Origin of the sequence: Bacillus sp. DU-106, from assembly GCF_004799705.1 — a bacterium.
GTDB lineage: Bacteria > Bacillota > Bacilli > Bacillales > Bacillaceae_G > Bacillus_A > Bacillus_A cereus.
In genome coordinates, this window is sequence record NZ_CP026607.1 from 459653 (window position 1) to 485094 (window position 25442).

Sequence of the window (25442 nt, forward strand, 5' to 3'; positions counted from 1 at the left end):
TCTTGAGAGTTAAACCGTTGCGAAAAGTAACTTTCCTTTATTGTAACAAAAAAACACGCATATGAATTTTTATTTTTTATCGGGTTATTTGCGGGCAATAAGAATCTAATCTCAAAATTGGTGAATGTAAGTGAGTTATGTGGAGTCGGGATGTCTGTAAAAGCAAGATTGGCATAGGTTAATAATTAGTAGAGGATGAACAAAACTCCCACTGAGTAAAGTTTTTCTTTATCTCTGTTAAAGGAAAGAATAGAAGTAGAGTTCATTATAAAAACAATGTATAGTGAATATGTATACCATGTTTGCCTTAAAGATAGAAAGGGTACAATGTGGAATAACGACCGTGCATAGGATGTGTCTTCCGAATGGAACAACATATTGGCGAGTTAATCGCGCATTATGGCTATTTTGGAATTGTTATAGCTTTGGCTGGTGGGATTGTCGGATTACCGATACCAGACGAGTTTTTATTGACCTTTGTTGGTTATAATGTTTCAAAAGGAGTTATGTCAGGAACTGCTGCTTTTTTAAGTGGGCTGGCTGGTGCGATGTTAGGGATCACGTTAAGCTACATATTAGGTTTAAAACTTGGGCTCCCTGTTTTAAAGAAATATGGGCCGAAAATTAGAATTAAAGAACATCACATTGAAAAAACACATATTTTATTTGAAAAATATGGGCCATTTCTTTTAATGATTGGTTATTTTATACCGGGCGTACGTCATTTAACAGCATATTTTGCTGGGGTATCAAATTTGACACTTTGGCGTTTTTGTTTGTACGCTTACGGTGGTGCGCTCATTTGGATAAGTGTTTTTATTGGGCTTGGCTGGAAGTTAGGCGAGAAGTGGCGCTTCGTTGAGTATAGTTTACATCATTATGGAATATGGATTTTATTAATTTCAGCAGTTGTTACATGTTTTGTATGGTTGTACATAAAGAAAAAGAAAAACCGCTAATAGCGGTTTTTTTAGCTGAAAGCAATAAATAATACACCAGCTGTAATAAAGACTACACCAACGCCGGTCATAAAGTTTAACTTTTCACCGAGGATAATCATAGCGAGAATGATAGAAAATACGACGCTTAATTTATCGACAGGAGCTACTTGTGAAACCTTTCCTGTTTTGAGGGCAAGAAAATAAAATAGCCATGAAGAAGCACCTGCAATCCCACTTAATGTGATAAATAGCAGTGCTTTTTTATTTAGCAGTACGTCGCCGATATTTTGAAATTTACCTTGTATGATAATAACGCCTATCATAAATAATGCCATAATAATAGATCGAATTGTTGTTGCAACGTTTGCATCGATGCCGTCTAAACCAAACTTTCCAAAAATCGATACAAGGGCAGCAGCAATTGCTGATAATAGTGCAAATAAGAGCCACGAACTCATAGTAAAATTCCTCCAATCTTACAGTATTATACATGAAAATGATTCTCATGTATAAAGTTGAAGCAATTGAGCTTATAGGAAGCACGACTTCAACTTAACTCCTTGCTCCACCTGAATTTTAAGGTGGGAGTTTTACTGCCTGTAAATAGTGGGCTAAATAGCGAAATAATCCCCACCTTATATTTTTAATAAGGTGGGGATTATTATACTACTCTGCAATTTCCTCATATAAAAAGTACGTTACATTATAAATATGTTCTACTTCATCGTCTGTCATAAACAGTAATTCGTCACGCTCAATCCCTTTTTTCTTTTCAATAAACTCAATCATGTTTTTGCGTTCTTCTCTCTTCATCAATTTTATTTCTCCTCTCAATCTGTTTTAATACAGTTTATTTAAGTTAATGCTATTATATAACAGAATCTTTAGAAAGTTCCACCTATTTTATTGTTTTTTTCAAAAGAACTTTTCGACAAAACAAGCCCACCTAAGGGGGGCTTGTTTTATTTTATAGTCGTAAAAACTCAGGCTCCGTCGTACCGGCACCATCGATGTAATAAATTGTGTCGGGGTTGATTTTTATCAATACGTAATTAGGGTCTTCAGGGCCGAGTAACCAACGTTTTAAGCTATTATTCCAAAACTTGTTTTTTAATGTCGAGTCTTCCTCAATTGAAGCCAATCCTTCAACTTCAATATAATCTTCATCTAATTTTTTCCCTTCTCGTCCGAGTAGTACATGGACATTAGGATTTTGTTCAATATCTGTTATCTTTTTTGATTGTCGATCTGTTGCAACATACAGTACAAAATCTTCATGGAAAAACATCATAAAGGCGCTATGAGGTTTCTCATTTCGTACTGTAGATAATACACCAGTACGTTGACCTTGAATAATAGTTGCGATTTTTTCTTTTAAGTGCATAATTTTAACCCCTTTTCACAATTTATAATTCTGTCTGTTTAAACAAGATAATTTAAATATCTTTCATACTGTTTTCTTCAATCCGATTTTTTAAACGTAATTGTGATGAAATCGGACAAGTTAGGAGAAGAATAATAATAATATTGAGGAGAAATACATACGATGGAAGGATGAAAAACATGTTTAATAAAATATTTCTTATAGTAGCGCTTATAGGTGTACCACTATCTGTACTTGGAAAAACACTTCATTGGCCAGAAACAATTATGTTCGCTGTGTATTGTGTTACGATTATCGCATTAGCTGGTTTTATGGGTAGAGCAACAGAGAGTCTAGCAATTGTTTCTGGTCCTAGAATAGGCGGATTATTAAATGCTACTTTCGGTAATGCTGTTGAACTTATCATTTCAATTTTTGCACTTCAAGCAGGGTTAATTGAAGTGGTGTTAGCTTCTTTAACGGGATCTGTACTTGGAAATTTATTATTAGTAGGAGGGTTATCCTTCTTTGTTGGAGGTCTTAAATACAAAAGACAAAGTTTTAATGTATATGATGCAAGGCATAATTCAGCTTTATTAATATTTGCTGTTGTTGTGGCCTTTGTTATTCCAGAGATCTTTTCAATGAAGATGGACGCTGGCAAGACGTATCAATTAAGTATAGGTGTTTCTATTATTATGATTATCATGTACCTTGCTGCATTACTATTTAAGTTAGTTACGCACCGTGGTGTATATCAACATAAAAGTGACGAAGTAGCGCATGAAGAAGAGCCAGAGTGGTCGAAAGGGAAGGCGCTACTTATTTTAGCGATAGCAACACTAGCGGTAGCTTATGTGTCAGAGGCACTCGTGCATACTTTTGAAACTGTTGCAAAGTCATTTGGCTGGTCAGAGTTATTTATAGGGGTTATTATCGTTGCAATTGTTGGGAATGCAGCGGAACATGCGTCTGCAATTATTATGGCTTATAAAAATAAAGTAAATATTGCAGTTGAAATTGCAATAGGCTCTACATTACAAATCGCCATGTTTGTTGCTCCTGTATTAGTATTACTATCTATGTTCTTCGCGCAAAGGATGCCTTTAGTATTTACCATACCAGAACTTGTGTCTATGATTACAGCCGTTTTCTTAACGATTGCGATTTCCAATGATGGAGATACAAACTGGTTTGAAGGAGGCACTTTACTAGCGGCGTATGTCATTATGGGAATTGGTTTTTATTTATTATGAAAAATAGGCATAACAATTGCGCTCAGAGAAAACAATAAACGAAGTAGTATATATACCTACATAGGAAGGAGCCAGACAGGTGAAACGAGTATACAGCATATGTCTTTCAACTATGGTCTCGTTTATTTTATTATTTCCTAACATGAGTTTTGCAAAGACAACAGTAGGAACAAAAATGCCTTCATCTGTTTTAAATATTTCAAAAGACAATACATTTCCAAATGATGCGCAAGATTTGCCACGTTTACAACCAAGTAAATTTGCTCAAGAGCTATTGAAAACGGCTAATATTAAAATTGAAAATCCAGACTTAATTCGGATGTTTAATGAAACGACAATTTCAAATGCGCCACTTGCAGTAGGGTATCGGGCAAAAATTTATTTAGGTCAATGGGCCTTACATTATGAATCAGTAGACACATCGATTAATTGGGAATATAAACAAGTGAATCGAAATGTGTATGATAATCGCGGAGGAGACCGTTTATATCCACTTCGCTATAAGCAAGAAACACAAAAGACGGTTGAAGGCGATTTAACAGCAGATATGAAAGATGCTGCAGATGTGAAAAAAATGATGCTTCTCAAAGCACTTGAAAAAGTACAATTACCTCTTTCGTTTAAGACAACTATTGGTTATGGTACTGGACATGAGCGTGTGTATAATATTAGTCCGAGTCAACTTGGATATTTATACGCTTATACACCAGCAGTAAATGAAAAGGGAAAAGTAACATTTGGAGAAGTGTATCTTGTATTAAAGGGAAATCAAAAAAGACTTGTTGTGAAAAATATTACTTCTCAAGGAATTGGAGCGGCAATTCCAATTCATGATCATTTGTTTTTTAAATTTATTTCTTCTTCTCACTCGCAATAACATAAAAAACGTCAGCTTATAAGCTGACGTTTTTTTTATAATGTAATGTTTGCTGTTTTTGATAAGAAATCTTCTGTCGGATAGTAGCTGTTTTTTACAAGAACATTTGGTCCAAGACATTTTACTGCAGGACAGTGGCAGCTTAATGATTTTGCTGTTTTTGAAGTGCTCCATTTTTCATACGCTTCTTGTAATGTGTTTGTTTGTATGTTTCCTAGAAGTGGAACATCACCAAAGTCCGTCACAATAATATTTCCATCGAAAATATTTACATTTAAACGAGAACGGCCATCTGGATCATTACGAACAGTTACATTTTTGCTCTCTTGCAATTTTTTAAATGTAGCTATGTCTTTTTCGTCATCGCTACAAGCATAGAAAGGTAACGTTCCAAATAACATCCATACATTTTCATCACGAATTTCTAGTAAATGCTCAATCGCATCACGAATTTCAGCTTTTGTTAAAATCTCTAGATTACTCGCGAAGTCACTTGGATACATTGGATGAACTTCATGACGTTTACAGCCCATCTCTTCGACGATTTGGCGGTGAATATGTTCAATATGTGGTAGAGTTCTTTTGTTTAGCATTGTTTCGGCCGATACAAGTACACCTGCATCTGATAGAGCCTTACTATTTGTAATCATTCTTTCAAATAATTTTGCACGTTGTTCGTAAGTAGGCTTACGCTCCATCATTGCAAATCCGCCTTCAACGAAGTCATCAATTGTTCCCCAGTTATGAGATATATGCAATACGTCTAAATAAGGAATAATCTGTTCGTAACGTGCTAAATCTATAGTTAAGTTAGAGTTGATTTGAGTGCGAACGCCTCGTTCATGGGCATATTTTAAGAGTGGTGTTACATAGTTGTCGACGGATTTTTTTGAAAGCATAGGTTCGCCGCCAGTAATACTTAAAGAACGTAAATGAGGAATCTCATCTAATCGTTTTAATAAAAGATCCATCGGAAGCGGATTTGGGTCTTTCGGCTGTAACGTGTAACCAACAGCGCAATGCTCACAGCGCATGTTGCATAACGTCGTCGTTGTAAATTCAACATTTGTTAATAGTAGTTTGCCGTACTCTTCAAGGTCCATATACGCTTCCCATGGATCGTAAGAAGGAGTAATCGGCTTCATTTTTTGTGATATCGTCATATGAAATACTCCTTTGACTATTGAAATAACAATTTGTCCATTCTCTATAATAGAAGAATATGTGCTTTTTATAAAGTGAAACTTTTTAGCATGGAAAGAGAGAGGGCTTACATTATAGTGGATGACTGTGACAAAATTGATGAAATTTCATGCCCATAGCAATCGTTTTTGCGGTATAATAAAAGCAACTCGAATTAAAAGGAGAGTGCCTTCATGGGAAAAGCAATTCAAGATAAAGATACACAATTAGTATATTTAAAAGAACGTTTAAATATGTTCATTGAAGTAATTGATACAATTGAACCTGAAGAAGTAGAATTAGAAGATGTAGATCGTCTTCTTGCAATGTTAGATGAATTAGAATTAAAATGTGAGCAATTTAAAAAAGACGAATAATATATTAAAAAGGCTACCAATTCCAATTTGGTAGCCTTTTTCTGTTCGGGTAATAGAAGGACGATAGAAAAAGAGGTATAATCAAGTTGTGAAAAATTTCATTTATGCTCTAATAGCGTGAAACAAATAAATAGCTAAAGAGCATAACAATTGAATTTTCAGCTCATAACGTTTTGGTAGCGTTCACAATTGAGGGGGAAGTAACAATGGAAAAGCTTCAAGAAAGCATGTATCAACTAATTGTTGAAACGTCAACGAACTTACCGAAAGATGTTCGTCGTGCGATTCAACAAGCGAAAGAGCGAGAAAATGCAGGGACTCGTTCTGCGATGGCACTTGGCACAATTACAAATAATATTAAAATGGCTGATGATAACATCTCGCCGATTTGCCAAGATACAGGGATGCCAACGTTTAAAATTTATACACCAGTTGGTGTGAATCAATTAAAGTTGAAGGAAGCTATCTATAATGCGCTTGAGCGGGCGACAAAAGATGGTAAACTTCGTCCCAATTCTGTTGATTCTCTTTTTGGAGATAATAGTGGAAATAATTTAGGACCAGGTACACCGGTGATTAAGTTTGAACAATGGGAAAAAGATTATATTGATGCACGTTTAATCCTAAAAGGTGGTGGCTGTGAGAATAAAAATATTCAATATAGCTTACCGTGTGAACTAGAAGGACTTGGACGAGCTGGCCGTGATTTAGAAGGGATTCGTAAATGCCTTCTTCATGCAGTATATCAAGCACAAGGGCAAGGATGTAGCGCTGGTGTAATTGGTGTTGGTATCGGGGGAGACCGCACATCAGGTTATGAATTGGCAAAAAATCAATTATTCCGTACATTAGATGATGTCAATCCAGTACCAGAGTTACAACATCTTGAAGAGTACGTATTAGAAAATGCGAATAAGCTTGGCATTGGTACGATGGGATTTGGCGGAGAAACAACTTTACTTGGTTGTAAAATTGGCGTCTATAATCGTTTGCCAGCTAGTTTCTATGTATCTGTTGCGTATAATTGCTGGGCATATCGTCGCCTTGGTGTGAAAATCCATCCTGAAACAGGAGACATTATGGATTGGCTATATCAAGAAGGTGAAGATACACTTCAGCATGAAGTACAAGAAAAAACAGAGCAACGTGAGATTGTATTACAAGCACCAATTACAGAAGAGCAAATTCGTGAACTTCGCGTTGGTGATGTTGTAACAATTAATGGCATGATGTATACAGGTCGTGACGCAATCCATAAGCATTTAATGGATAATGATTGTCCAGTAGATTTAAATGGACAAATTATTTACCACTGTGGTCCAGTTGTTGTGAAAGATGAAAATGACAATTGGCAAATTAAAGCGGCAGGTCCAACGACAAGTATTCGTGAAGAACCGTACCAAGGCGATATTATGAAGAAATTCGGTATTCGCGCTGTCATTGGAAAAGGCGGTATGGGTGCGAAAACATTAGCGGCTTTAGAAGAACACGGCGGTGTATATTTAAACGCAATCGGTGGTGCAGCGCAATATTATGCTGAATGTATTAAAGAAGTGAAAGATGTTGATTTCTTACAATTTGGTATTCCAGAAGCAATGTGGCATTTACGTATCGACGGGTTTAAAGCAGTTGTAACGATGGACTCGCATGGTAATAGCTTACATGCAGATGTTGATAAAACATCACTTGAAAAATTAGCTAGCTTTAAAGAGCCAGTATTTAAGTAAATAAAAAATGCATCTCGAATGATTCGAGATGCATTTTTTTGGTATATATAGAAAAACATGTTCAGCATGAAAGAATGCGTAGCAACAGAAACTACAAGTACGATTATATATGGAAAGGAGACTATTTATGAAATATAAATGGTTATATATCGGTCTCATTTTTTCAATTATGATGGCACTTGTTCCAGTTTCAGCACTGGCTTATACAAATACTCCACATAACTGGGGAATCCCGCGTCCTAAAAATGAAACAGTACCAGATGCAGGAAAGTTATATACAGATTTACTACAAAAAAATGGCGGGTTTTATTTAGGAGATACGAAGAAAAAAGATATTTATTTAACATTTGATAATGGATATGAGAATGGATACACAGGGAAAATATTAGATGTATTAAAAGAGAAAAAAGTACCAGCAACTTTCTTTGTAACGGGGCATTACATTAAAACGCAAAAAGATTTATTGTTAAGAATGAAGGATGAAGGACACATTATTGGAAACCATTCTTGGAGTCATCCTGATTTTACAGCGGTAAATGATGAGAAACTTCGTGAAGAATTAACGAGTGTAACGGAAGAAATTAAAAAAGTAACTGGGCAAAAAGAAGTGAAATATGTACGTCCTCCGCGCGGTGTATTTAGTGAAAGAACGTTAGCTCTTACGAAAGAAATGGGCTATTATAATGTATTTTGGTCACTTGCATTTTTGGATTGGAAAGTGGATCAGCAAAGAGGATGGCAATATGCGCATAATAATGTTATGACGATGATTCATCCAGGATCTATTTTATTACTTCATGCAATATCAAAAGATAATGCAGAAGCACTTGCGAAAATCATTGATGATTTGCGCGAGAAAGGGTATCATTTTAAAAGTCTAGATGACTTAGTAAAAGGCAATCAACCGTAAGCATGTATGCTTACGGTTTTCTCATGCTATAATGATGTGTAAAAAGGATGGGGAAACGTATGTGGAGCGAACATGTTACGTTAGAGTATCCGTATCATTTTGAAGAAGTATTAAAACGTTTATCTTTTGATCCTCTTAACGTCATTCAATTAGATGAGAAAGTTATTTATATCCCGCTTTGTATAGACGAGGAACAGGTTGTTGTTCGCTTACAAGGGATTGGTACTGTTCAAAATCCACAGTTTTGGATTTCTAGTCAGACAGGAGATCCAGAGAAAGTCATGAAACGAATGAGGGCCATTTTTCATTGGAATGAACCGTTTCAAGATATACAAAATCATTTTTTAAACACATCATTACGTCCACTATTTGAAACATATGCTTATACTCCAATTATTTTAGAATTTGATTATTTTGCTTGTCTGCTTCGCTGTATCATTCACCAACAAATAAATTTGAAATTTGCTACTGTGTTAACAGAACAATTTGTGAAACGGTATGGAACAGAGAAGAACGGTGTATTCTTTTTCCCCACTCCGGAAATAGTAGCAAATATTTCAATAGAAGAATTGAGAGAGCAGAAGTTTAGTCAGCGAAAGGCTGAATATATAGTAGGATTAGGTCGAAGTATTGTCAGTGGTACATTAAATTTAGCGAGTATAGAAAATGGGACGGAAGAAGACATTTCAGCACAATTGTTGCCAATTAGGGGAATTGGTGCATGGACAGTGCAAAACTTTTTAATGTTTGGGCTTGGACGGAAAAATATGTTCCCGAAAGCGGACATTGGGATTCAGCGTGCAGTGCAAGGTATATTTCAATTAGATGATAAACCTGATGATGCATTTTTAGAAAAAGTGAAACAAGAGTGTGAACCATACTGCAGTTATGCAGCGTTATATTTATGGAAAAGTATAGAGTAGAGGTGTAATAATGATACAAAAGCAACATGAGAGTAAGTTGGAAGTTGGTCAAACGTTTCCTGTGACAATTAAACGTCTTGGGATTAACGGAGAAGGCGTTGGTTATTTTAAGAGACAAGTTGTTTTTATTCCAGGGGCATTACCAGGAGAAGAAGTTGTTGCAGAAACAACGAAAATTCAGCGTGGCTTCGCTGAAGCGAAAGTGAAAAAAGTTCGTAAAGCTTCACCGCATCGTGTGAAAGCACCGTGTCCAGTATATGAGGAGTGTGGCGGTTGTCAGCTGCAACATTTAGATTATAAAGAACAATTGAATCAAAAGCGTGATATCGTTGTACAAGCATTTGAGAAGTACATGAAAAATAGTATGGAAGAGAAAATTCGCCCAACGCTTGGCATGGAAAATCCATGGCATTATCGTAATAAGAGTCAATTACAAGTGGGGCGTAAAGACGAAAAGGTTATTACAGGGCTGTATAAACAAAACTCACATCAGTTAATTGATATCGCTCACTGTATGATTCAACATAAAGCAACGAATGAAGCGACAAAAGTTGTAAGACGTATTTTAGAAAAATTAAATGTTTCTATTTACAATGAGAAAAAACAAAAAGGTTTAGTACGCACAATTGTAACACGTACTGCAGTTCAAACAGGGGAAGTACAAGTTACACTTATTACAACAAAAGAAGAATTCCCAAATAAAGAACAATTTATTGCAGAAGTACAAAAACAGATGCCAGCGGTTAAATCAATTATGCAAAATGTAAACTGGCGTAAAACATCTGTTATTTTTGGCGACAAAACATTTAAATTAGCTGGAAAAGAAGTCATTCAAGAAACACTTGGCGATTTATCATTTGAATTATCAGCACGTGCATTCTTCCAGTTGAATCCAGAGCAAACAGTTGTTTTGTATAATGAAGCGAAAAAAGCAGCTGCGTTAACAGGAAACGAGAAGATTGTGGATGCGTACTGTGGTGTTGGTACAATCGGTCTTTGGCTTGCAAATGATGCAGCGGAAGTACGTGGTATGGATGTAATTCCAGAAGCAATTGCAGATGCAAGAAAAAATGCAAAGCGTCACGGATTTACAAATACGAAATATGAAGCAGGTAAAGCTGAACAATGGTTACCGAAATGGGTAAAAGAAGGATGGCGTCCAGATGTAATTGTTGTCGACCCACCACGTACAGGTTGCGATGATAAATTACTGGAAACAATTTTAAAAGTGAAGCCGAAACAAGTTGTGTACGTGTCTTGTAATCCTTCTTCATTAGCACGTGATGTACAAGCATTAATGAAGAGCTATGAAGTGGAGTATGTGCAACCAGTTGATATGTTCCCGCATACTGCGCATGTTGAGAATGTAGTTAGATTAAATTTGAAATAAGAAGGATTAAAAATGTTGATGTGGTTAACTACATCAACATTTTTTGTTATGTTAGTAGATAAATCACGTTACGTAATCAATATCCATACTTTCTGTATGGATTATATGAAATTATTTGCTGCACTCAAAAAAAATTTGTAAAAATATACAGTGTTCAGATTGTATAGACCACTCTGTATTAATAAATTACAATATGGATGTAACATAGCAAATTTGCTATAGAAAATAAGCTAAAAGGGAGAAGATTTATGAAAAAATGGTTGGCATTATTTGTTTTTGGGATGGTTTCTTTATTTGCAACTTCTGCACATGCGGAATCATATGAAACAACAAAAACATTAAAAGTATATGAAAGTCGTAGTTTTAATTCGCCTGTGAAAAAAGAACTGCAGCCAGGAGAAAGGGTTTATGTTACAAATCAACATCCTAGTGGATGGTGGAAGATAAGTGGTGGATTTATCGCACCAGAGGGCGCTAAAGTAGAAATTAATCGAACTTTTGAAGCTTTTGATTGGATTAATATGGACAGTGCGAAGTACGTATTTAGTCCTCAAACTGTTATTGCACGTGATGGTACACTAAGAGGTGAAATTTTGATTGATACATATTTGGGGCAGAAGTGGACAAGTGTAAATGGAATGCCACAAATAATGAAGCAGAATTTTGCAGCATACAGTAGCCCTGAAGCTAAAAATCCAGATGCTTGGTTCGCTCCACAAACGGTTAATATTTTGCAGACAAAAGAAAACGGTTGGTCTTTAATTAATACGTATTTAGGGCCAAAGTGGATTGTTCGTTATCCACACGTGGAACATATTAATCGTGATTTTTATGCATACAATGAACCTAAGTACATGCATCATGGTGTGAAATTCTCAGCCCAATCTGTAAGAGTACTTCAACAAGGAGAAAATGGTTGGAAGAAAATTAAGGCTGAGGTTGGAGAAAAATGGATTGCGCCACAAGGGTCTTATTACCATGTCCCAAATGTGTTTACAGCATTTGATCAACCTTTCGGTAGAGCAATCGGCACTTTTGCACCACAAACGGTATTTGTAGTTGAAGAATCTACAACATCATTTGGTTGGTTAAAAATTAGAACATACTTAGGAGATTCCTGGATTCGAACGAATCGTAATTAGTAAATAGATTACTTTATTCCTTTTAGAATGAAGTAACAATATGTTATAGTTCCCTCATATGGAAAAGCTGTATGAGGGATTATATTTTTAGGTCAATAAGACAAGGAGAATACGATGCATAATTATAAATTAACGATTCAGTACGACGGCGCACGTTTTAAAGGATGGCAACGTCTCGGTAATAACGATAATACAATTCAAGGAAAAATCGAAAGTGTCATATCTGAAATGGTCGGAAAAGAAATTGAAATTATCGGTTGTAGTAGAACAGACGCTGGTGTACATGCTTTGAATCAAGTTGCTAACTTTCAAAGTGATGAGAAGTTAGTGGAACATAAAGTGAAAAAATATTTAAATCAATATTTACCTAACGATATTAGCATTACGAATGTGGAAGAAGTACATGATCGTTTCCATGCTCGTTACAATTCTAAAGCAAAAACATATCTGTATAAAATTTGGAATGAAGAGCATACAAATCCATTTATGCGTAAATACAGCATGCATGTGAATAAAAAATTAAATGTGAAAAGCATGAAAGCAGCTGCAAAACATTTAGTTGGTTCACATGACTTTACTGCTTTTTCAAATGCGAAATCAAAGAAAAAATCTATGGTTCGAGAAGTATATACACTTGATGTGATGGAAGAGGCAGGGTTTGTACAAATTAGAGTAAGTGGTAACGGCTTCCTTCATAATATGGTAAGAAAAATTGTCGGGGCATTAATTGAAGTTGGATTAGGACAATTAGATGCTGAAGCAATTCCAAACATTTTAGAGGAAAAGCAGCGCAATCAAATTAATTGTCTTGCTGAGGCAAGTGGGTTGTATTTAGAGAATGTTGAGTTTTAATGGCAAATAAAAAAATCGGGCTAAGTAGCTCGATTTTTTTATTATTAAGAAGATTTTTCGTTTTTTATACGTATCTTCAAATTCCAAAAAGTAGCAAGCATAATAGCTGCAAAGGAGCCAAAAATTGTTCCTAATAGCTTTGCATAAGGAGAGCTGCTTACATCGGCATTAATGAATAACATCATACAGAGCATGGCAGGGAAAAAGTATAAGTATTGTAATAACTTTAATTTTTTATCATTACTCATATATATAGCCCCTTTCTAGCATGTTATATGTTTATTATAACATATTTTACCAAGTCATTTTTACACTTGGAGACATGTTTATTTCATATGTGTAAATGCAGTTTTTTAATTCGATATTGTAAGTTTTGCCTACTTAATCCTAAAAATTTTGCAGCTTGTGAGATGTTGCCATGATTCTCTTTAAGAATTTGGTTAATGTAGTTCTTTTCCATTTTTTCTATTGTGTGTTTTAAAGTTTTAGGTGCATCAGTATTGTGAGTAGTTAGTGCATGTTGCATATTGAATTCTGTTTTTATTCGTTCGCGAAAGCGAGTAGGAAGATGAAACGCTGTAATGATGGTTTCATCTTCTATCAAGTTCATGGAACCTTCAATTATATGTTCCAACTCCCGTACGTTTCCAGGCCAATCGTAGGCATAGAAAAATTCTCTTACATTTACATCTACATCGGTTACGTTGAGCCCGAATTGAGTATTATATTTTTCAATAAAGTGCTGAACAAGAGCTGGAATATCTTCTTTTCTTTCACGTAAAGGCGGAAGACATAAAGTAACGACGCTTAATCGGTAATATAAGTCTTCCCTTAATCGATTATGTGCGATGGCTTCAAAGGGATCTTCATTGATAGTTGCTATAATGCGAACATCAATTTCTTTTTCGTGTGTACCTCCGATTCTTCGTATTGTTTTTTCTTGTATAGCCCGCAGCAACTTAGCTTGAAGTATTGGGCTTAATGAATTGATTTCATCTAATAACAAAGTTCCTCCGTTTGCTTCTTCGAATAAGCCTGATTTATCTATTGCTCCTGTAAAGGCACCTCGATTTGTGCCAAATAGTAGGCTTTCCATTAAGGTATCAGGTATAGCGGCACAGTTTTGTGAAATAAAGGGTTTTGTTGAACGCTGACTTTCATTATGGATGCTTTGTGCAAATAGTTCTTTACCAGTGCCTGTTTCTCCTACTAGAAGTATGGAGGAAGATGTACGAATTACTCTTTTTCCTTCTGTAATGATTGATTGAATGGCTTCAGAATCACCAATTATGTGATCAAAGGTAAATTTAGTGCTTTGTTTTCGAGAAGGACCTATTTTTATCGTTTGCTTTAAGTTACTAATTTCTTTTGATATTTCAATAGCGCCTTTAATTTTTCCATTTTCTATTATAGGGAAAGTATCGTTAATCGTTGTAATTTCTTGTCCTTTATTGTTAAAATACGTTTGTTTTATATTTTTCTTTGTTTTTCCAAATTTTAATGCCTCTATAAGAGTACTATTTTTATTTTCCTCAAATACGAATACTTCTAAAGGACTTTTATATAGCACATCTGAGCGCTCCATTGATTCAATTTCCATCATTTTGCGGTTATAGATAATCGTCTTACTTTCCTCATTAATAATATGAATTCCGATGTCGAGTTCATTGAGTAAAGTTTCATATAGCATATTCATTTCAATGATCTGTTTTAAATTAATTTCTTCTGTACGCATAGATTATCTTCTCCTCATTCCACCCTATGAAGACTGACTTTTTATAATTTTATTAAAATTCTTATAAAATCGCAAAAATTTTTTGCTATTTTCCTTTTAAAATCTCTGAAATGATAGAAAAATTTTGCGGTTATGAAGTTTTTTTTTGGAGAAACCTTCATTTTAAATAGGAATTGGAGATTGGTACGCATTTTGCATAAATAATAATTGATATATCTAAAGGAGGGATATGCAACGTTTCAGTACCAACTAATAAGAAGGAGGAGTGTATAAAGTGAAGACGGTTATAGAATGCGTGTATAGTCCTTGTTACGGGAAAGTAGAGAAGTTATTTGTTACGGAAAGTTCTTACGTATATGAGTGGGAGAAATTAGCATTAATTGAAACAATAGATAAACAGAAAGTAGAAATTAAGATAGGGATCAGTGGTTATATTGAATCATTAGAAGTAGTAGAAGGACAAGCTATTGCTGATCAAAAGTTATTAATAACAGTAAGGGATGACCTTTTAGTAACAGGCAGTGATTAATGTAAGTGACGTGTATTTTTGCTCTTTTAAATCATTATTTTTACGGTGAATAATTTTAAAAACGCTTACATTAAATGGGTTTACAAAGTGAAAAGGGGGGATTTATATGATGAATCAAAATCAAGGATTAAAAAGAGAATTGAAAAGCAGGCACATATTTATGATTGCACTTGGAGGCGTTATTGGTACCGGTCTTTTTTTAGGATCTGGGTATACAATTCATGAAGCTGGGCCTGGAGGAGCGATTGTAGCATATCTTGTTGGAGGATTTGTTATGTATTTAACGATGCTCTGTCTTGGAGAGTTAGCTGTTGCAATGCCTGACGCAGGATCTTATCAAACGTATGCGACAAAGCATATTTCTCCTGCAGCAGGTTATGTAGTTGGATGGATGTCATGGTTAAACTGGTCAGCTACGATAGGGATTGAACTAATTGCAGTTAGTATTTTAATGAAACGATGGTTTCCTGATGTACCTTCATGGATTTGGTGCGTAGTGTTTGCGGTACTCCTCTTTGCTATTAATGCGTTATCTTCAAGAAGTTTTGCGGAAGTTGAATTTTGGTTTGCAAGTATTAAAGTAATTACGATTATTGCATTTATTATTTTAGGCGGGGCAGCAATGTTTGGTTTTCTAGATATGAAAGGAAATGAACCAGCGCCGATGTTCTCTAGTTTTACTGATTATGGTGGATTGTTCCCCAATGGATTATCAGCCATTTTAATTACGATGATTGCAGTTAATTTTTCTTTCCAAGGAACAGAATTAGTTGGTATTGCAGCAGGTGAGAGTGAAAATCCAGAGAAAACAATCCCGAAGGCAATTAACAATACAGTTTGGCGTATACTTGTTTTCTTTGTACTATCTATTTTTATTCTTGCTGGACTATTCCCTTGGCAACAAGCGGGAGTAATTGAAAGTCCATTTGTAGTTGTATTTGATAAAATTGGTATTCCTTATGCAGCAGATATTATAAATTTTGTTATCATTACAGCAGTGCTATCCGTTGCGAATTCAGGGTTATATGCAACTTCTCGTATGCTATGGTCTATGTCTAATCAAGGAATGATTAGTCCGATTTTTGGTAAGTTATCTAAAAACGGTGTTCCTATTTATGCATTGATTGTAAGTACAATTGTAGGTTGCCTTTCATTACTATCAGGTATTTATGCGGAAGATACAGTTTATTTATGGCTACTTTCTATTGCCGGGTTCGGGGCGATATTAGTTTGGGCATCTATTGCTCTATCTAACTTATTAGCTAGAAGGTCATACATAAAGCAGGGCGGGGATGTGAAAGAATTGAAATTTAAAACACCATTGTATCCATTTGTACCACTTCTTGCGTTAGTATTAAATTTAACAGTAATCGTTGGAATGGCCTTTATTCCAGAACAAAGAATGGCATTGTATTGCGGAATTCCATTTATGATTGTTTGTTTACTGTTTTACCGTGCGACAAGAAATAAGGCACGTAAAGTAGAACATATTGAAAAGACAAATACGACGGAAGTAGAGAGCTTATAATATGAATTAATTTGGAGACTGTAAGATTTGTAAACAGTCTCTTTTTTTGTGAAAATAAAGCTGGAAACATACTATGTATGCAAAGGGGAATTAGCGATGAATCCAGAAGTTTTGCAGTTGTTAAAACAAATAGATTCAAGGAAAGAGGAATTGTTAGAACTTACAAAAACATTAATTCGTTTTGAAACACCAGCACCACCAGCGAGAAATACAAATGAAGCGCAAGAATTTGTTGCAGATTTTTTAAGAAAACGAAATTTTAGTATTGATAAATGGGATGTATATCCGAATGATCCGAACGTTGTCGGAGTTAAAAAAGGAATAAAAAGTGACTCATATAAAAGTCTTATTATTAATGGTCATATGGATGTAGCTGAAGTGTCAGCAGATGAGGCGTGGGAAACGAATCCATTTGATCCATTTATAAAAGATGGCTGGTTAGTTGGACGTGGCGCAGCAGATATGAAAGGTGGGCTGGCTGGAGCGCTATTTGCCATTCAACTTTTACAAGAAGCTGGTATTGAATTACCTGGAGATTTAATCTTTCAATCAGTAATAGGAGAAGAAGTTGGAGAGGCAGGTACACTTCAATGCTGCAGGCGAGGTTACGATGCTGATTTTGCAGTAGTAGTGGATACGAGTAATTTACATATGCAAGGACAAGGCGGTGTCATTACTGGATGGATTACAGTGAAAAGTCCGCAAACGTTTCATGATGCAACGCGCAGACAAATGATCCATGCTGGAGGATGTTTATTTGGAGCGAGTGCGATTGAAAAAATGATGAAAATTGTGCAAAGCTTACAAGAATTAGAGCGCCACTGGGCAGTTATGAAAACATATGAAGGCTATCCATCTGGAACAACAACAATTAATCCAGCTGTTATTGAGGGTGGAAGACATGCAGCTTTTATTGCGGATGAGTGCCGGTTATGGATAACAGTGCACTTTTATCCGAATGAAACACATGAACAAATAATAAAAGAAATTGAAGAGTATATTGGAAAGGTGGCAGCTGCCGATCCATGGTTAAGTGAAAATCCGCCACAATTTAAGTGGGGCGGAGAATCAATGATTGTGGATCGTGGCGAAATTTTCCCTTCTTTAGAAATAGATAGTGAACATACAGCTGTAAAAACGCTTAGCTCAGTACATGAATCAATTCTTTCTAAAAATGCAATTTTAGATATGTCTGCAACGGTAACGGATGGTGGTTGGTTTAGTGAATTTCATATTCCAGCGATTATATATGGACCAGGTACATTAGAAGAAGCACATTCTGTAAATGAGAAAGTTGAAGTTGAACAGTTAATTGAATTTACAAAAGTGATAACAGCATTTATATATGAATGGTGCCACACGGAAAAATAGATTTGTACAGTAAAATCGTACGAGTATGTATACTTGTACGATTTTTTATTGAACTATTTCAGTGTTGAATATAAACAACTGAAATAGTTCTTTATTTTTCTATGTCTTTCGTTTCATTTCAATTAATTTCTCTCTCGCTAATTCAACGGCAATCGCATCATCTAAATAGCCAATTGGAAAGAGATAGTCGGGAATAATATCTGTCGATAATATGAAATAAAGTAATGCGCTCCCAAGAACTGCACGTTCTTCTTTTGAAATGGTTTCATTACAAAATTGCTGATACATATCTGTTAATTGTTCAATAAAAGGACCAGCACTATCAATTTGCTCTAATTTGCTTGCAAAACTGTCATGAATACGTTTTTCGCCTTCTGTTGTCTGGGCATAGCGTTCGTAATTTTCGAGTTCTTGTTTTACGCGAGTTGTAGTGTAATCGAAATCGAATAAGTTAGAGGATTGTAAAGTTTGCTGAATGGTATCAAGAGATGTGTACATATCCGTCTTTTCTTTATTAATGTGAGGAGAATCAGGATACATTTCATCAAATAACAATTGGGGTGGAACTTGCAGACATTCTGCGAATTTTTGTAGGTGTTTTTGTTTTGGCGGTTGTTTACCATTCATAATTCTTGAGATTGTTGCGGGATCAATATTTGTAAGCATTCCGAGTTGGCGCATAGATAAGGCACGTTCTTTTAAAAGTTTTTTTATTAATCTACTAAGCCGCTCATTTGGATTTTCTTTAGGCATAGCGAAGGCACTCCTTTTTATTGTTGAAAAAATGTTGAGCATTTATTACATGTATATGAAACAGACAGGCACAGTTGCTCAACATTTTCATAAGATGCATGGAAAAGTGAGGAAAAGGGGTGGCTATTTATGAGTACGGCAGGTCTATTTTCAATTTTTTTAATCGGGATTGCTTCTAATTTAGATAATGCAGGTGTTGGGATTGCATATGGCATTCGTAAAATTAGAATTTCGTGGTTCAACAATTTTATCATCGCATTTTTTGGGTTTTTATTTACTTTATTAGCTGGATTTTTTGGGAACTGGATTGCGTTATTTATTTCAGAGTTTACAGCAAACCTGATTGGAGCGATAGTTTTAGGGATAATCGGGGTGTTTATTTTGTGCCAGCCTTTCTTGGGGAAAAGAAATACCGTAGGCTCTAAAGATGGTAATGTACTTATGGGAATTTTACGTGATCCAGAAAAAGCAGATTTTGATGGTTCTAAAACAATTAGTTTTTCAGAAGCAATTGTATTAGGGATTGCGTTGTCTATTAATAATATTGCAGGTGGATTTGATGCTGGGATAACAAATTTAAATCTTTGGCTTACAGCGACTATTTCTGGGGTGTTTAGTTTTATTTGTATTAGTGGTTTTGCGTATGTAGGAAAACGATTTTTAGCAGAATACTTAGGGAAATGGGCGACAATTATCGCAGGAGTATTATTAATTCTTATTGGGATCGATCAGTTGTTGTAAGGAGAGTAGAAAACAAGGTTCGAGTATTTCCTTGGAAATACAGCAAGGGATTGCATATATCGACGTACTTTTCTCCATACTAATACGGATTTCTTTTAAGAAAGGGGGATTTGTATGGGACGCGGGAAAGCATTTGATCATAAGAAAAAAGGGCATGATCATCAACCACCTAAAGGTGCGTTCATTCATAAAGATGTAAATGAACATACTTTGGAAGAGGAAGAGCTACCAGTAAATATTGAGGCGTATAAAAATAGTTTAAAAAAACATTAAAAGCACCTACATAGGTGCTTTTTTACCGTATATCTTCAATTAATTGTTCCGATTCTTCATGCATACTGTACTCACTTAATACTTGAATGCAAAGCCATTTTAATTCCTCAATCGTATGCTCAAGTTCTTCAGGAAGCACGTGATAAATGTCTTCAAGTCCCATCCCGAAATGAATAAGTTCAAGTACTTGATCATCGATGTTCCGATCCATTAATAATTCAAGTACTTCTAAATTGAATATGTATCGGTGAGCTTCGTCGAGTGAAACAACTTTTAACTTCAAGCTTTCTACAATACTCAATATAAAAAGAAGGATTGTTTTTTCAAGAACAGGTTGTTTTCCCATTTGAAATATTAGTTTCATCTTTCACACCTCCACATATAGCGCTAGGTTGTACTATATTATTCAGGAGGGGGGAACAAATATGCATGATATAGAGAAACTTTCAGCACTGTTTTTATAAGAAGATTGATAACTCGCAAAATTGAGGTTTTGGCGAAATAAAAAATCCTGCTAGTATAGCAGGATAACTCGCGATTAAAAAATGCTCCAACCTTCTTGAGCAGAAAGAAGTTCAAGAATTTTAAAACCAGCAATACTATTTCCGTTTGCATCTAAAGCTGGTCCGAAAATACCGATTCCCATGTCTCCTTTTACGCAGCCAAAAATACCACCGGCTACACCGCTTTTTGCAGGAATACCAACACGAATTGCAAATTCACCAGATTCGTTATACATACCACATGTGACCATAAATGTTTTGCAAATTTTTGTAATATGTTTAGGGATGATTTGTTTCTTTTTATATGGATCATATCCATCCATTGCAAAAATTAAGCCGATACGTGCTAAATCGATGCAGTTTACTTCAACTGCGCATTGACGAGTATATAAATCCATAAGTTCTTCAATATCACAATCGATAATTCCGTTTTGTTTCATATAATAACAAAGTGAACGGTTTAGGTAAGCTGTCTCTAGTTCTGAATCGGCAACTTTAGAGGAATAATTAATAGTAGGATTATCTGTTATTTCACGTACAAAATGAAGAATACGTTCCATTTTTTCCTCGTTATCTTTTCCTTCTAACATGCTTGTAATAGCTAATGCTCCTGCATTTATCATTGGATTAAGGGGTTTGGACGGACTTGTCGTTTCTAACTTAATAATAGAATTAAATGGGTCACCCGTTGGTTCCATTCCAACTTTAGAAAATACATATTCTTCACCACGGTCTAAAAGGGCAAGGGCAAGTGTAATTACTTTGGAAATACTTTGAAGAGTAAATAGTGTTTGTGAGTTGCCTGCATGGATATATTCTGTTTCTTTATGGAAAATGGCAATCCCTAAATCGTCTGGATTTGCATTTCCTAGTTCGGGGATATAAGTAGCAAGTTTTCCTTTTTTTGTATATGGTTTTACTTGTTCTAACAACTGTTGTAAGTTGTTTGTTTCAATGCACTGCATAGTACCAACGCTCCTATTTTGAATTAACTAAGTTTACTTTTCCCGATATGCTCGGAAATAAATAATAACATGAAAAAGTGGAATGATAAAACGAAAGTTCAATGTGCTATAATAGGTCTTTCGTTTCGAGTATTCTGTATTTTAAAAAGGAGAATTTTCCTTTTATATAACAGTTTGGAAATAGGAGATTTATCCATAAAAAGTTCGGAAATAAAAACTACACATCTATACAACTATATGTTATTATGGTTATGTAATAGAAAGCGTTTTCTAAAGCGTACTTATAATGATAACGATTTCATAAATTAAATTAGGGGGAATTAAAATGTTGCAGTTTTTACAACGTATTGGTAAAGCTTTAATGCTTCCGATCGCAGTACTACCAGCAGCAGGATTATTGCTTCGTTTAGGGCAACCAGATGTATTTGATATTCCTGTTATGGCACAGGCCGGCGCAGCAGTTTTTGATAACTTAGCACTTATTTTTGCAATTGGTATTGCAATCGGTCTTTCAGTGGATGGTAGTGGTGCAGCAGGTCTTGCAGGTGCAATTGGTTATCTTGTTATGAAAAATAGTATTGATGCACTTAGCAAAGGGTATTCAACTGCTGAATTACAAGGTAAATTAGGTAAAGTCCAAGATTTAATAGGTAATAGCGCAAATGTAGATCCATCTAAGCTTGCGGATACAATGACACAAGTATCTAAGGCTGCTGAATTATCGACTAAAGTAGATATGAAAGTTTTAGGTGGTATTATTGTTGGTGTTATAGCAGGACTTCTTTATAATAAATTCCATAAGATTAAACTTCCAGAATGGTTAGGTTTCTTTGCTGGAAAACGTTTCGTTCCAATTGTTACATCAGTTGTGATGCTGATATTAGGAATTCTATTTGCACAAATTTGGCCAACAATTCAAAATGGTATTGATGCATTAGCTCATGGAATTGTTAATTTAGGTGCAATTGGTTCAGGATTATTTGGTTTATTAAACCGTTTATTAATCCCAATTGGTTTACACCACGTAATGAACACATACTTCTGGTTTGTATTTGGGGACTTTACAAATGCAGCAGGTAATGTTGTTAATGGTGATATTGCTCGTTTCCTTGCAGGTGACAAAACAGCAGGTATGTTTATGACTGGTTTCTTCCCAGTTATGATGTTCGGTTTACCAGCAGCATGTTTCGCAATGATTGCAGCTGCTAAACCAGAAAAGCGTAAAGCAGTTACTGGTATGTTAGCTGGTCTAGCATTAACTTCATTCTTAACTGGTATTACAGAGCCTATTGAATTCTCATTCATGTTCTTATCACCAGTATTATATGGTATTCATGCTGTACTAACAGGTCTTTCTTTATTCATTACAACATCACTTGGCATTCATGATGGTTTCTCATTTAGTGCCGGTGCAATCGATTATGCTTTAAACTTCGGTATTGCAACAAAACCAGTCTTACTAGCAGGTATCGGTTTAATTTACGCAGCAATTTATTTCATAGTATTCTACTTCTTAATTAAGAAGTTCGATTTAAAAACTCCTGGTCGTGAAGATGACGATGAGTTAGTTGAAGATGGTGATGCACCAGTTGCAGGTTCAATTGGTGAAACTTACGTAGCAGCTTTAGGCGGAAAAGAAAACTTAACAGTTATTGATAACTGTGCAACACGTCTACGCTTACAAGTAAAAGATGCCGGTCAAGTAAATGAAGCAGCATTAAAACGTGCTGGTGCAAAAGGTGTTATGAAATTAAGTAATACTAGTGTACAAGTTATCGTAGGTACAAATGTTGAATCTGTTGCCGATGATATGAAAAAACACGTATAAATAATGAGATAAGAGGATGTCCCAAAAGATTGATAACATCAATTTTTTAGAGGATATCCTCTTTTTTTTGTTAATAATTTAACGGGAATCTTACTTTTGTAAATTTTCTTTTTCTTTTTTGTACATATAGGTTGGTAATATGTGCAGTGCGTGATAAAGTAGGGATGATATAGAATGGATTATCCATAATCTACTAAAACGAATCTTTAGTAGAGGAATTAAATTATTGGTGAGTAAGGGGAAAAAAGCAATTATGGATCAGGAAAAAAATAATGCGAATGGGAAAGCACATCGGCCGATTGTATACATAAAAAGAACAATCATTCTCGTCTTACTATTATCACTTGTATATTTCATGTATACAAAAATTGTTGCGCATAATAAGAAAGAAGAAACTTTAAAAGCGGCAGCAGAAATGAAGAAACAAGAAGAGTTAAAAAAGAAAGAAGAAAAAAAGAAACAAGAAGTACAGAAGCAAAAACAAAAAGAGCAGGAAGAACAAATGAAGCAAGCGCAAGCAGCGGAGAAACCTGCTGAAGGATCACCTCAAGAAATTAATGAAAACGCTCAATTGGACCAGTATTTACAAAACGCAGGATTTAGCGGGACAGCTGTTATTGTGAAGAACGGAAAAGTTCTTCTGAATAAAGGGTACGGTATGGCAAATAAAGAGCAGCAAGTACCGAATAATTCAGAGACGACTTTTTATATTGGTTCTATTTCAAAGGCGTTTGTAGCAACTGCTATTATGCAATTGAAAGATCAAAATAAATTACAAGTAGAAGATACTGTTGCGAAGTATATTCCAGATTTTCCACAAGGTAATAATATTCAGCTAAAACATCTATTAACACATACATCAGGGATTCCCGAATATGAGCAGGGAAAAGAAGATATTTCTCATGAAGAACTGATAAAGCGGATAGGAAATCAAAAGCGTATTGGTGGTCCGGGAGAGAAGTGGAAGTATTCTGATTCGAACTACTCTATACTTGCTTATATTGCAGAGAAGGTAAGTGGGCAGTCACTCGAAGAATATATTAAACAACATATTTTTGCTACTGCGGGTATGAAACATTCTGGCTTTGGCACAGCGTTAGAACAAACAAGATTCCCATCAACGGGTTATAAAATAGTAAATAATAATATGACAACACCTAATATTCCAAGCATGTCACAACTTTATGGTTGTGGTGATATATATACGAGTGCACATGATTTATATTTATTTAATGAGGCGTTATACTCTGGAAAATTAATTTCAAAAGAGAGTTACGATCAAATGTTTACGGGTGGAAAAAAGGATTACGGGTTTGGATGGTACGTAGACCCAGGAAGCTATTCGAATCATGGTGTAATGCCAGGTTGGAATTGCTTAAACGGATTTAGTAAAAATGGCAGTGTATATGTTGTTTTATTATCTAACATTCAAAATAATATTAAATCATTTGGTAAAGTGAATAATGACATTTATTCGATATTGCGGAATATTGAAGTGTAAGAAACTATCCTTTTGGATAGTTTTTTTTATGCTCTGAAACAAATATTTCTTTTAGAAAATGTATGTCTTACCTATCACAAAAATATCCATTTTGTATACATTAAGATGTATGGATGTAAAATTTTATAATCTAAAAATAATAGGAGGAGAAGTGTATGTGTCTGTTCAGAAAATATTGGCATAAATTATCAAGATTGTTTAATAGACAATTAGATTATTTTTTAGATAATAAGTTATTGCCTGCTGTGGAAAGACTTTTATTTTCACAAAACTTCGCGAGATTTATTCAAAGAAACTCTAAGCAAGCTACGGAAGAAGTTATTGAATCAAGTAGATTTCAATCTATTATTTGTAACATTTTAAAAGAATGCAATACATCACCTTTTAAAGAAATTGCAAAGCAGTATTTAGGTAAAAGCGTAGAGATTACGGTGACAGTTGGACAATTAACAGGTGTTATTGTAGCAGTTGGTGATGACTTCTTAACATTGCAAGAAGGAATAGGAACAGAGGTTTTATTACCATTTATAAGTATTATATCAATTAAAGAAGCGTAAGAAAGGAGACTTATATATGTTATTTACTGATGAATTACGTAACCATGTTGGCGAACTAGTGCAAGTTGTGACAGCTGTAGAAATCATTGCAGGCGTTCTTTTATCTGTGACGGATGGGGCAGTAATTGTTCGTACTTCTCCTTCTTATGGACCACCAGAAGATGTAGTTGTGCGTATTCCTATTATTGCTTATGTTCGCTTGGAAGGGTAAGAGTGAT

At 35.1% G+C, this 25442-nt stretch carries 28 protein-coding genes and 1 pseudogene; 20 read left to right on the forward strand and 9 right to left on the reverse strand.

The genetic code is table 11. The annotated features are described in order from the left end of the window. The first annotated feature begins 365 nt into the window (after positions 1-365). Complete coding sequence (locus C3Y97_RS02420) at positions 366-959, forward strand: DedA family protein (protein ID WP_000434872.1); 594 nt, start codon at positions 366-368, stop codon at positions 957-959. Between the two features lie 11 nt (positions 960-970). Here the strand turns inward: C3Y97_RS02420 and C3Y97_RS02425 are convergent, their stop codons facing one another. The 3 genes from C3Y97_RS02425 to C3Y97_RS02435 form a co-directional block, all read right to left on the reverse strand. Beyond that, a complete protein-coding gene (locus C3Y97_RS02425; RefSeq protein WP_000100295.1) occupies positions 971-1399 on the reverse strand; it encodes an EamA family transporter in 429 nt (142 codons plus the stop codon). Positions 1400-1607: 208 nt separating this feature from the next. Next, on the reverse strand, positions 1608-1754 hold the full coding sequence (locus C3Y97_RS02430) for a BH0509 family protein (RefSeq protein ID WP_000817786.1): 147 nt from the start codon (positions 1752-1754) through the stop codon (positions 1608-1610). 154 nt (positions 1755-1908) lie between these two features. After that, positions 1909-2325: a pyridoxamine 5'-phosphate oxidase family protein gene (locus C3Y97_RS02435; protein ID WP_000550220.1), complete on the reverse strand. Its 417-nt coding sequence runs from the start codon at positions 2323-2325 to the stop codon at positions 1909-1911. Between the two features lie 179 nt (positions 2326-2504). On the opposite strand from C3Y97_RS02435, the gene cax reads away from it, so the two are divergent. Continuing rightward, complete coding sequence (cax, locus tag C3Y97_RS02440) at positions 2505-3560, forward strand: calcium/proton exchanger (RefSeq protein ID WP_000482137.1); 1056 nt, start codon at positions 2505-2507, stop codon at positions 3558-3560. Positions 3561-3639: 79 nt separating this feature from the next. After that, on the forward strand, positions 3640-4437 hold the full coding sequence (locus tag C3Y97_RS02445) for a YfkD famly protein (protein ID WP_002083605.1): 798 nt from the start codon (positions 3640-3642) through the stop codon (positions 4435-4437). A gap of 35 nt (positions 4438-4472) precedes the next feature. Here C3Y97_RS02445 and yfkAB read toward each other — a convergent pair whose 3' ends face one another. Continuing rightward, on the reverse strand, positions 4473-5600 hold the full coding sequence (yfkAB, locus tag C3Y97_RS02450; RefSeq protein ID WP_000156016.1) for a radical SAM/CxCxxxxC motif protein YfkAB: 1128 nt from the start codon (positions 5598-5600) through the stop codon (positions 4473-4475). A gap of 213 nt (positions 5601-5813) precedes the next feature. Between yfkAB and C3Y97_RS02455 the strand changes: the two genes are divergently transcribed. The 7 genes from C3Y97_RS02455 (at position 5814) to truA (ending at position 12940) form a co-directional block, all read left to right on the forward strand. Then, the gene (locus C3Y97_RS02455) at positions 5814-5996 is read left to right on the forward strand and encodes an SE1561 family protein (protein ID WP_000513558.1); all 183 of its coding nucleotides are present in this window, start codon (positions 5814-5816) and stop codon (positions 5994-5996) included. A 206-nt stretch (positions 5997-6202) separates the two neighbouring features. Then, positions 6203-7723: a class I fumarate hydratase gene (fumA, locus tag C3Y97_RS02460; protein ID WP_000413523.1), complete on the forward strand. Its 1521-nt coding sequence runs from the start codon at positions 6203-6205 to the stop codon at positions 7721-7723. A 127-nt stretch (positions 7724-7850) separates the two neighbouring features. After that, positions 7851-8633: a delta-lactam-biosynthetic de-N-acetylase gene (pdaA, locus tag C3Y97_RS02465; protein WP_000875956.1), complete on the forward strand. Its 783-nt coding sequence runs from the start codon at positions 7851-7853 to the stop codon at positions 8631-8633. 59 nt (positions 8634-8692) lie between these two features. Next, positions 8693-9556, forward strand: a complete 864-nt coding sequence (locus C3Y97_RS02470) for a DNA-3-methyladenine glycosylase family protein (protein ID WP_000269422.1) — start codon at positions 8693-8695, stop codon at positions 9554-9556. Positions 9557-9566: 10 nt separating this feature from the next. After that, positions 9567-10946 (forward strand): 23S rRNA (uracil(1939)-C(5))-methyltransferase RlmD, encoded by a 1380-nt coding sequence (rlmD, locus tag C3Y97_RS02475; RefSeq protein WP_136363002.1) that lies wholly within the window; start codon positions 9567-9569, stop codon positions 10944-10946. A 248-nt stretch (positions 10947-11194) separates the two neighbouring features. Further along, entirely contained in the window at positions 11195-12088 is an 894-nt protein-coding gene (locus C3Y97_RS02485; protein WP_000758930.1) for an S-layer protein, read from the forward strand. A gap of 114 nt (positions 12089-12202) precedes the next feature. Then, entirely contained in the window at positions 12203-12940 is a 738-nt protein-coding gene (gene truA / locus C3Y97_RS02490; RefSeq protein ID WP_000553118.1) for a tRNA pseudouridine(38-40) synthase TruA, read from the forward strand. 44 nt (positions 12941-12984) lie between these two features. Here the strand turns inward: truA and C3Y97_RS02495 are convergent, their stop codons facing one another. Then, positions 12985-13188 (reverse strand): hypothetical protein, encoded by a 204-nt coding sequence (locus C3Y97_RS02495; protein ID WP_000063863.1) that lies wholly within the window; start codon positions 13186-13188, stop codon positions 12985-12987. A gap of 83 nt (positions 13189-13271) precedes the next feature. Beyond that, the gene (locus C3Y97_RS02500; RefSeq protein ID WP_086400885.1) at positions 13272-14675 is read right to left on the reverse strand and encodes a sigma-54 interaction domain-containing protein; all 1404 of its coding nucleotides are present in this window, start codon (positions 14673-14675) and stop codon (positions 13272-13274) included. Positions 14676-14949: 274 nt separating this feature from the next. Here C3Y97_RS02500 and C3Y97_RS02505 point away from each other — a divergent pair, with 274 nt between their 5' ends. From C3Y97_RS02505 to C3Y97_RS02515, 3 genes are all read left to right on the forward strand, one after another. Beyond that, positions 14950-15204, forward strand: a complete 255-nt coding sequence (locus C3Y97_RS02505; RefSeq protein ID WP_000859480.1) for a biotin/lipoyl attachment domain-containing protein — start codon at positions 14950-14952, stop codon at positions 15202-15204. 106 nt (positions 15205-15310) lie between these two features. Then, on the forward strand, positions 15311-16732 hold the full coding sequence (locus C3Y97_RS02510) for an amino acid permease (protein WP_000981865.1): 1422 nt from the start codon (positions 15311-15313) through the stop codon (positions 16730-16732). Positions 16733-16828: 96 nt separating this feature from the next. Further along, on the forward strand, positions 16829-18103 hold the full coding sequence (locus C3Y97_RS02515) for an acetylornithine deacetylase (RefSeq protein ID WP_136363004.1): 1275 nt from the start codon (positions 16829-16831) through the stop codon (positions 18101-18103). 99 nt (positions 18104-18202) lie between these two features. On the opposite strand, the gene C3Y97_RS02520 is transcribed toward C3Y97_RS02515, so the two are convergent. Next, positions 18203-18856: a helix-turn-helix domain-containing protein gene (locus C3Y97_RS02520; protein WP_001123716.1), complete on the reverse strand. Its 654-nt coding sequence runs from the start codon at positions 18854-18856 to the stop codon at positions 18203-18205. Positions 18857-18985: 129 nt separating this feature from the next. Between C3Y97_RS02520 and ytaF the strand changes: the two genes are divergently transcribed. Together ytaF and C3Y97_RS27680 are read left to right on the forward strand one after the other, a co-directional pair. Beyond that, positions 18986-19597, forward strand: a complete 612-nt coding sequence (gene ytaF / locus C3Y97_RS02525) for a sporulation membrane protein YtaF (protein WP_136363006.1) — start codon at positions 18986-18988, stop codon at positions 19595-19597. A gap of 114 nt (positions 19598-19711) precedes the next feature. After that, complete coding sequence (locus C3Y97_RS27680; protein ID WP_000532409.1) at positions 19712-19870, forward strand: hypothetical protein; 159 nt, start codon at positions 19712-19714, stop codon at positions 19868-19870. A 22-nt stretch (positions 19871-19892) separates the two neighbouring features. On the opposite strand, the gene C3Y97_RS02530 is transcribed toward C3Y97_RS27680, so the two are convergent. Further along, positions 19893-20234, reverse strand: coding sequence for a DUF3969 family protein (locus C3Y97_RS02530; protein ID WP_000766604.1), 342 nt, complete (start codon positions 20232-20234; stop codon positions 19893-19895). 174 nt (positions 20235-20408) lie between these two features. Further along, a complete protein-coding gene (gene glsA / locus C3Y97_RS02535; protein WP_001149861.1) occupies positions 20409-21338 on the reverse strand; it encodes a glutaminase A in 930 nt (309 codons plus the stop codon). A gap of 69 nt (positions 21339-21407) precedes the next feature. Here glsA and C3Y97_RS28305 point away from each other — a divergent pair. The 5 genes and pseudogenes from C3Y97_RS28305 (at position 21408) to C3Y97_RS02560 (ending at position 25435) form a co-directional block, all read left to right on the forward strand. Continuing rightward, positions 21408-21522 (forward strand): annotated as a pseudogene (locus tag C3Y97_RS28305) (transcriptional regulator). Between the two features lie 141 nt (positions 21523-21663). Next, entirely contained in the window at positions 21664-23166 is a 1503-nt protein-coding gene (gene nagE / locus C3Y97_RS02545; RefSeq protein ID WP_000938900.1) for an N-acetylglucosamine-specific PTS transporter subunit IIBC, read from the forward strand. 253 nt (positions 23167-23419) lie between these two features. After that, the gene (locus tag C3Y97_RS02550; protein WP_086400886.1) at positions 23420-24667 is read left to right on the forward strand and encodes a serine hydrolase domain-containing protein; all 1248 of its coding nucleotides are present in this window, start codon (positions 23420-23422) and stop codon (positions 24665-24667) included. 155 nt (positions 24668-24822) lie between these two features. Further along, positions 24823-25224 carry a DUF2642 domain-containing protein gene (locus tag C3Y97_RS02555; protein WP_136363008.1) on the forward strand — a complete coding sequence of 134 codons (402 nt, stop codon included), beginning with the start codon at positions 24823-24825 and terminating at the stop codon, positions 25222-25224. 16 nt (positions 25225-25240) lie between these two features. Further along, positions 25241-25435 (forward strand): LSm family protein, encoded by a 195-nt coding sequence (locus C3Y97_RS02560; protein WP_000899469.1) that lies wholly within the window; start codon positions 25241-25243, stop codon positions 25433-25435. The last annotated feature ends 7 nt before the right edge of the window (positions 25436-25442 follow it).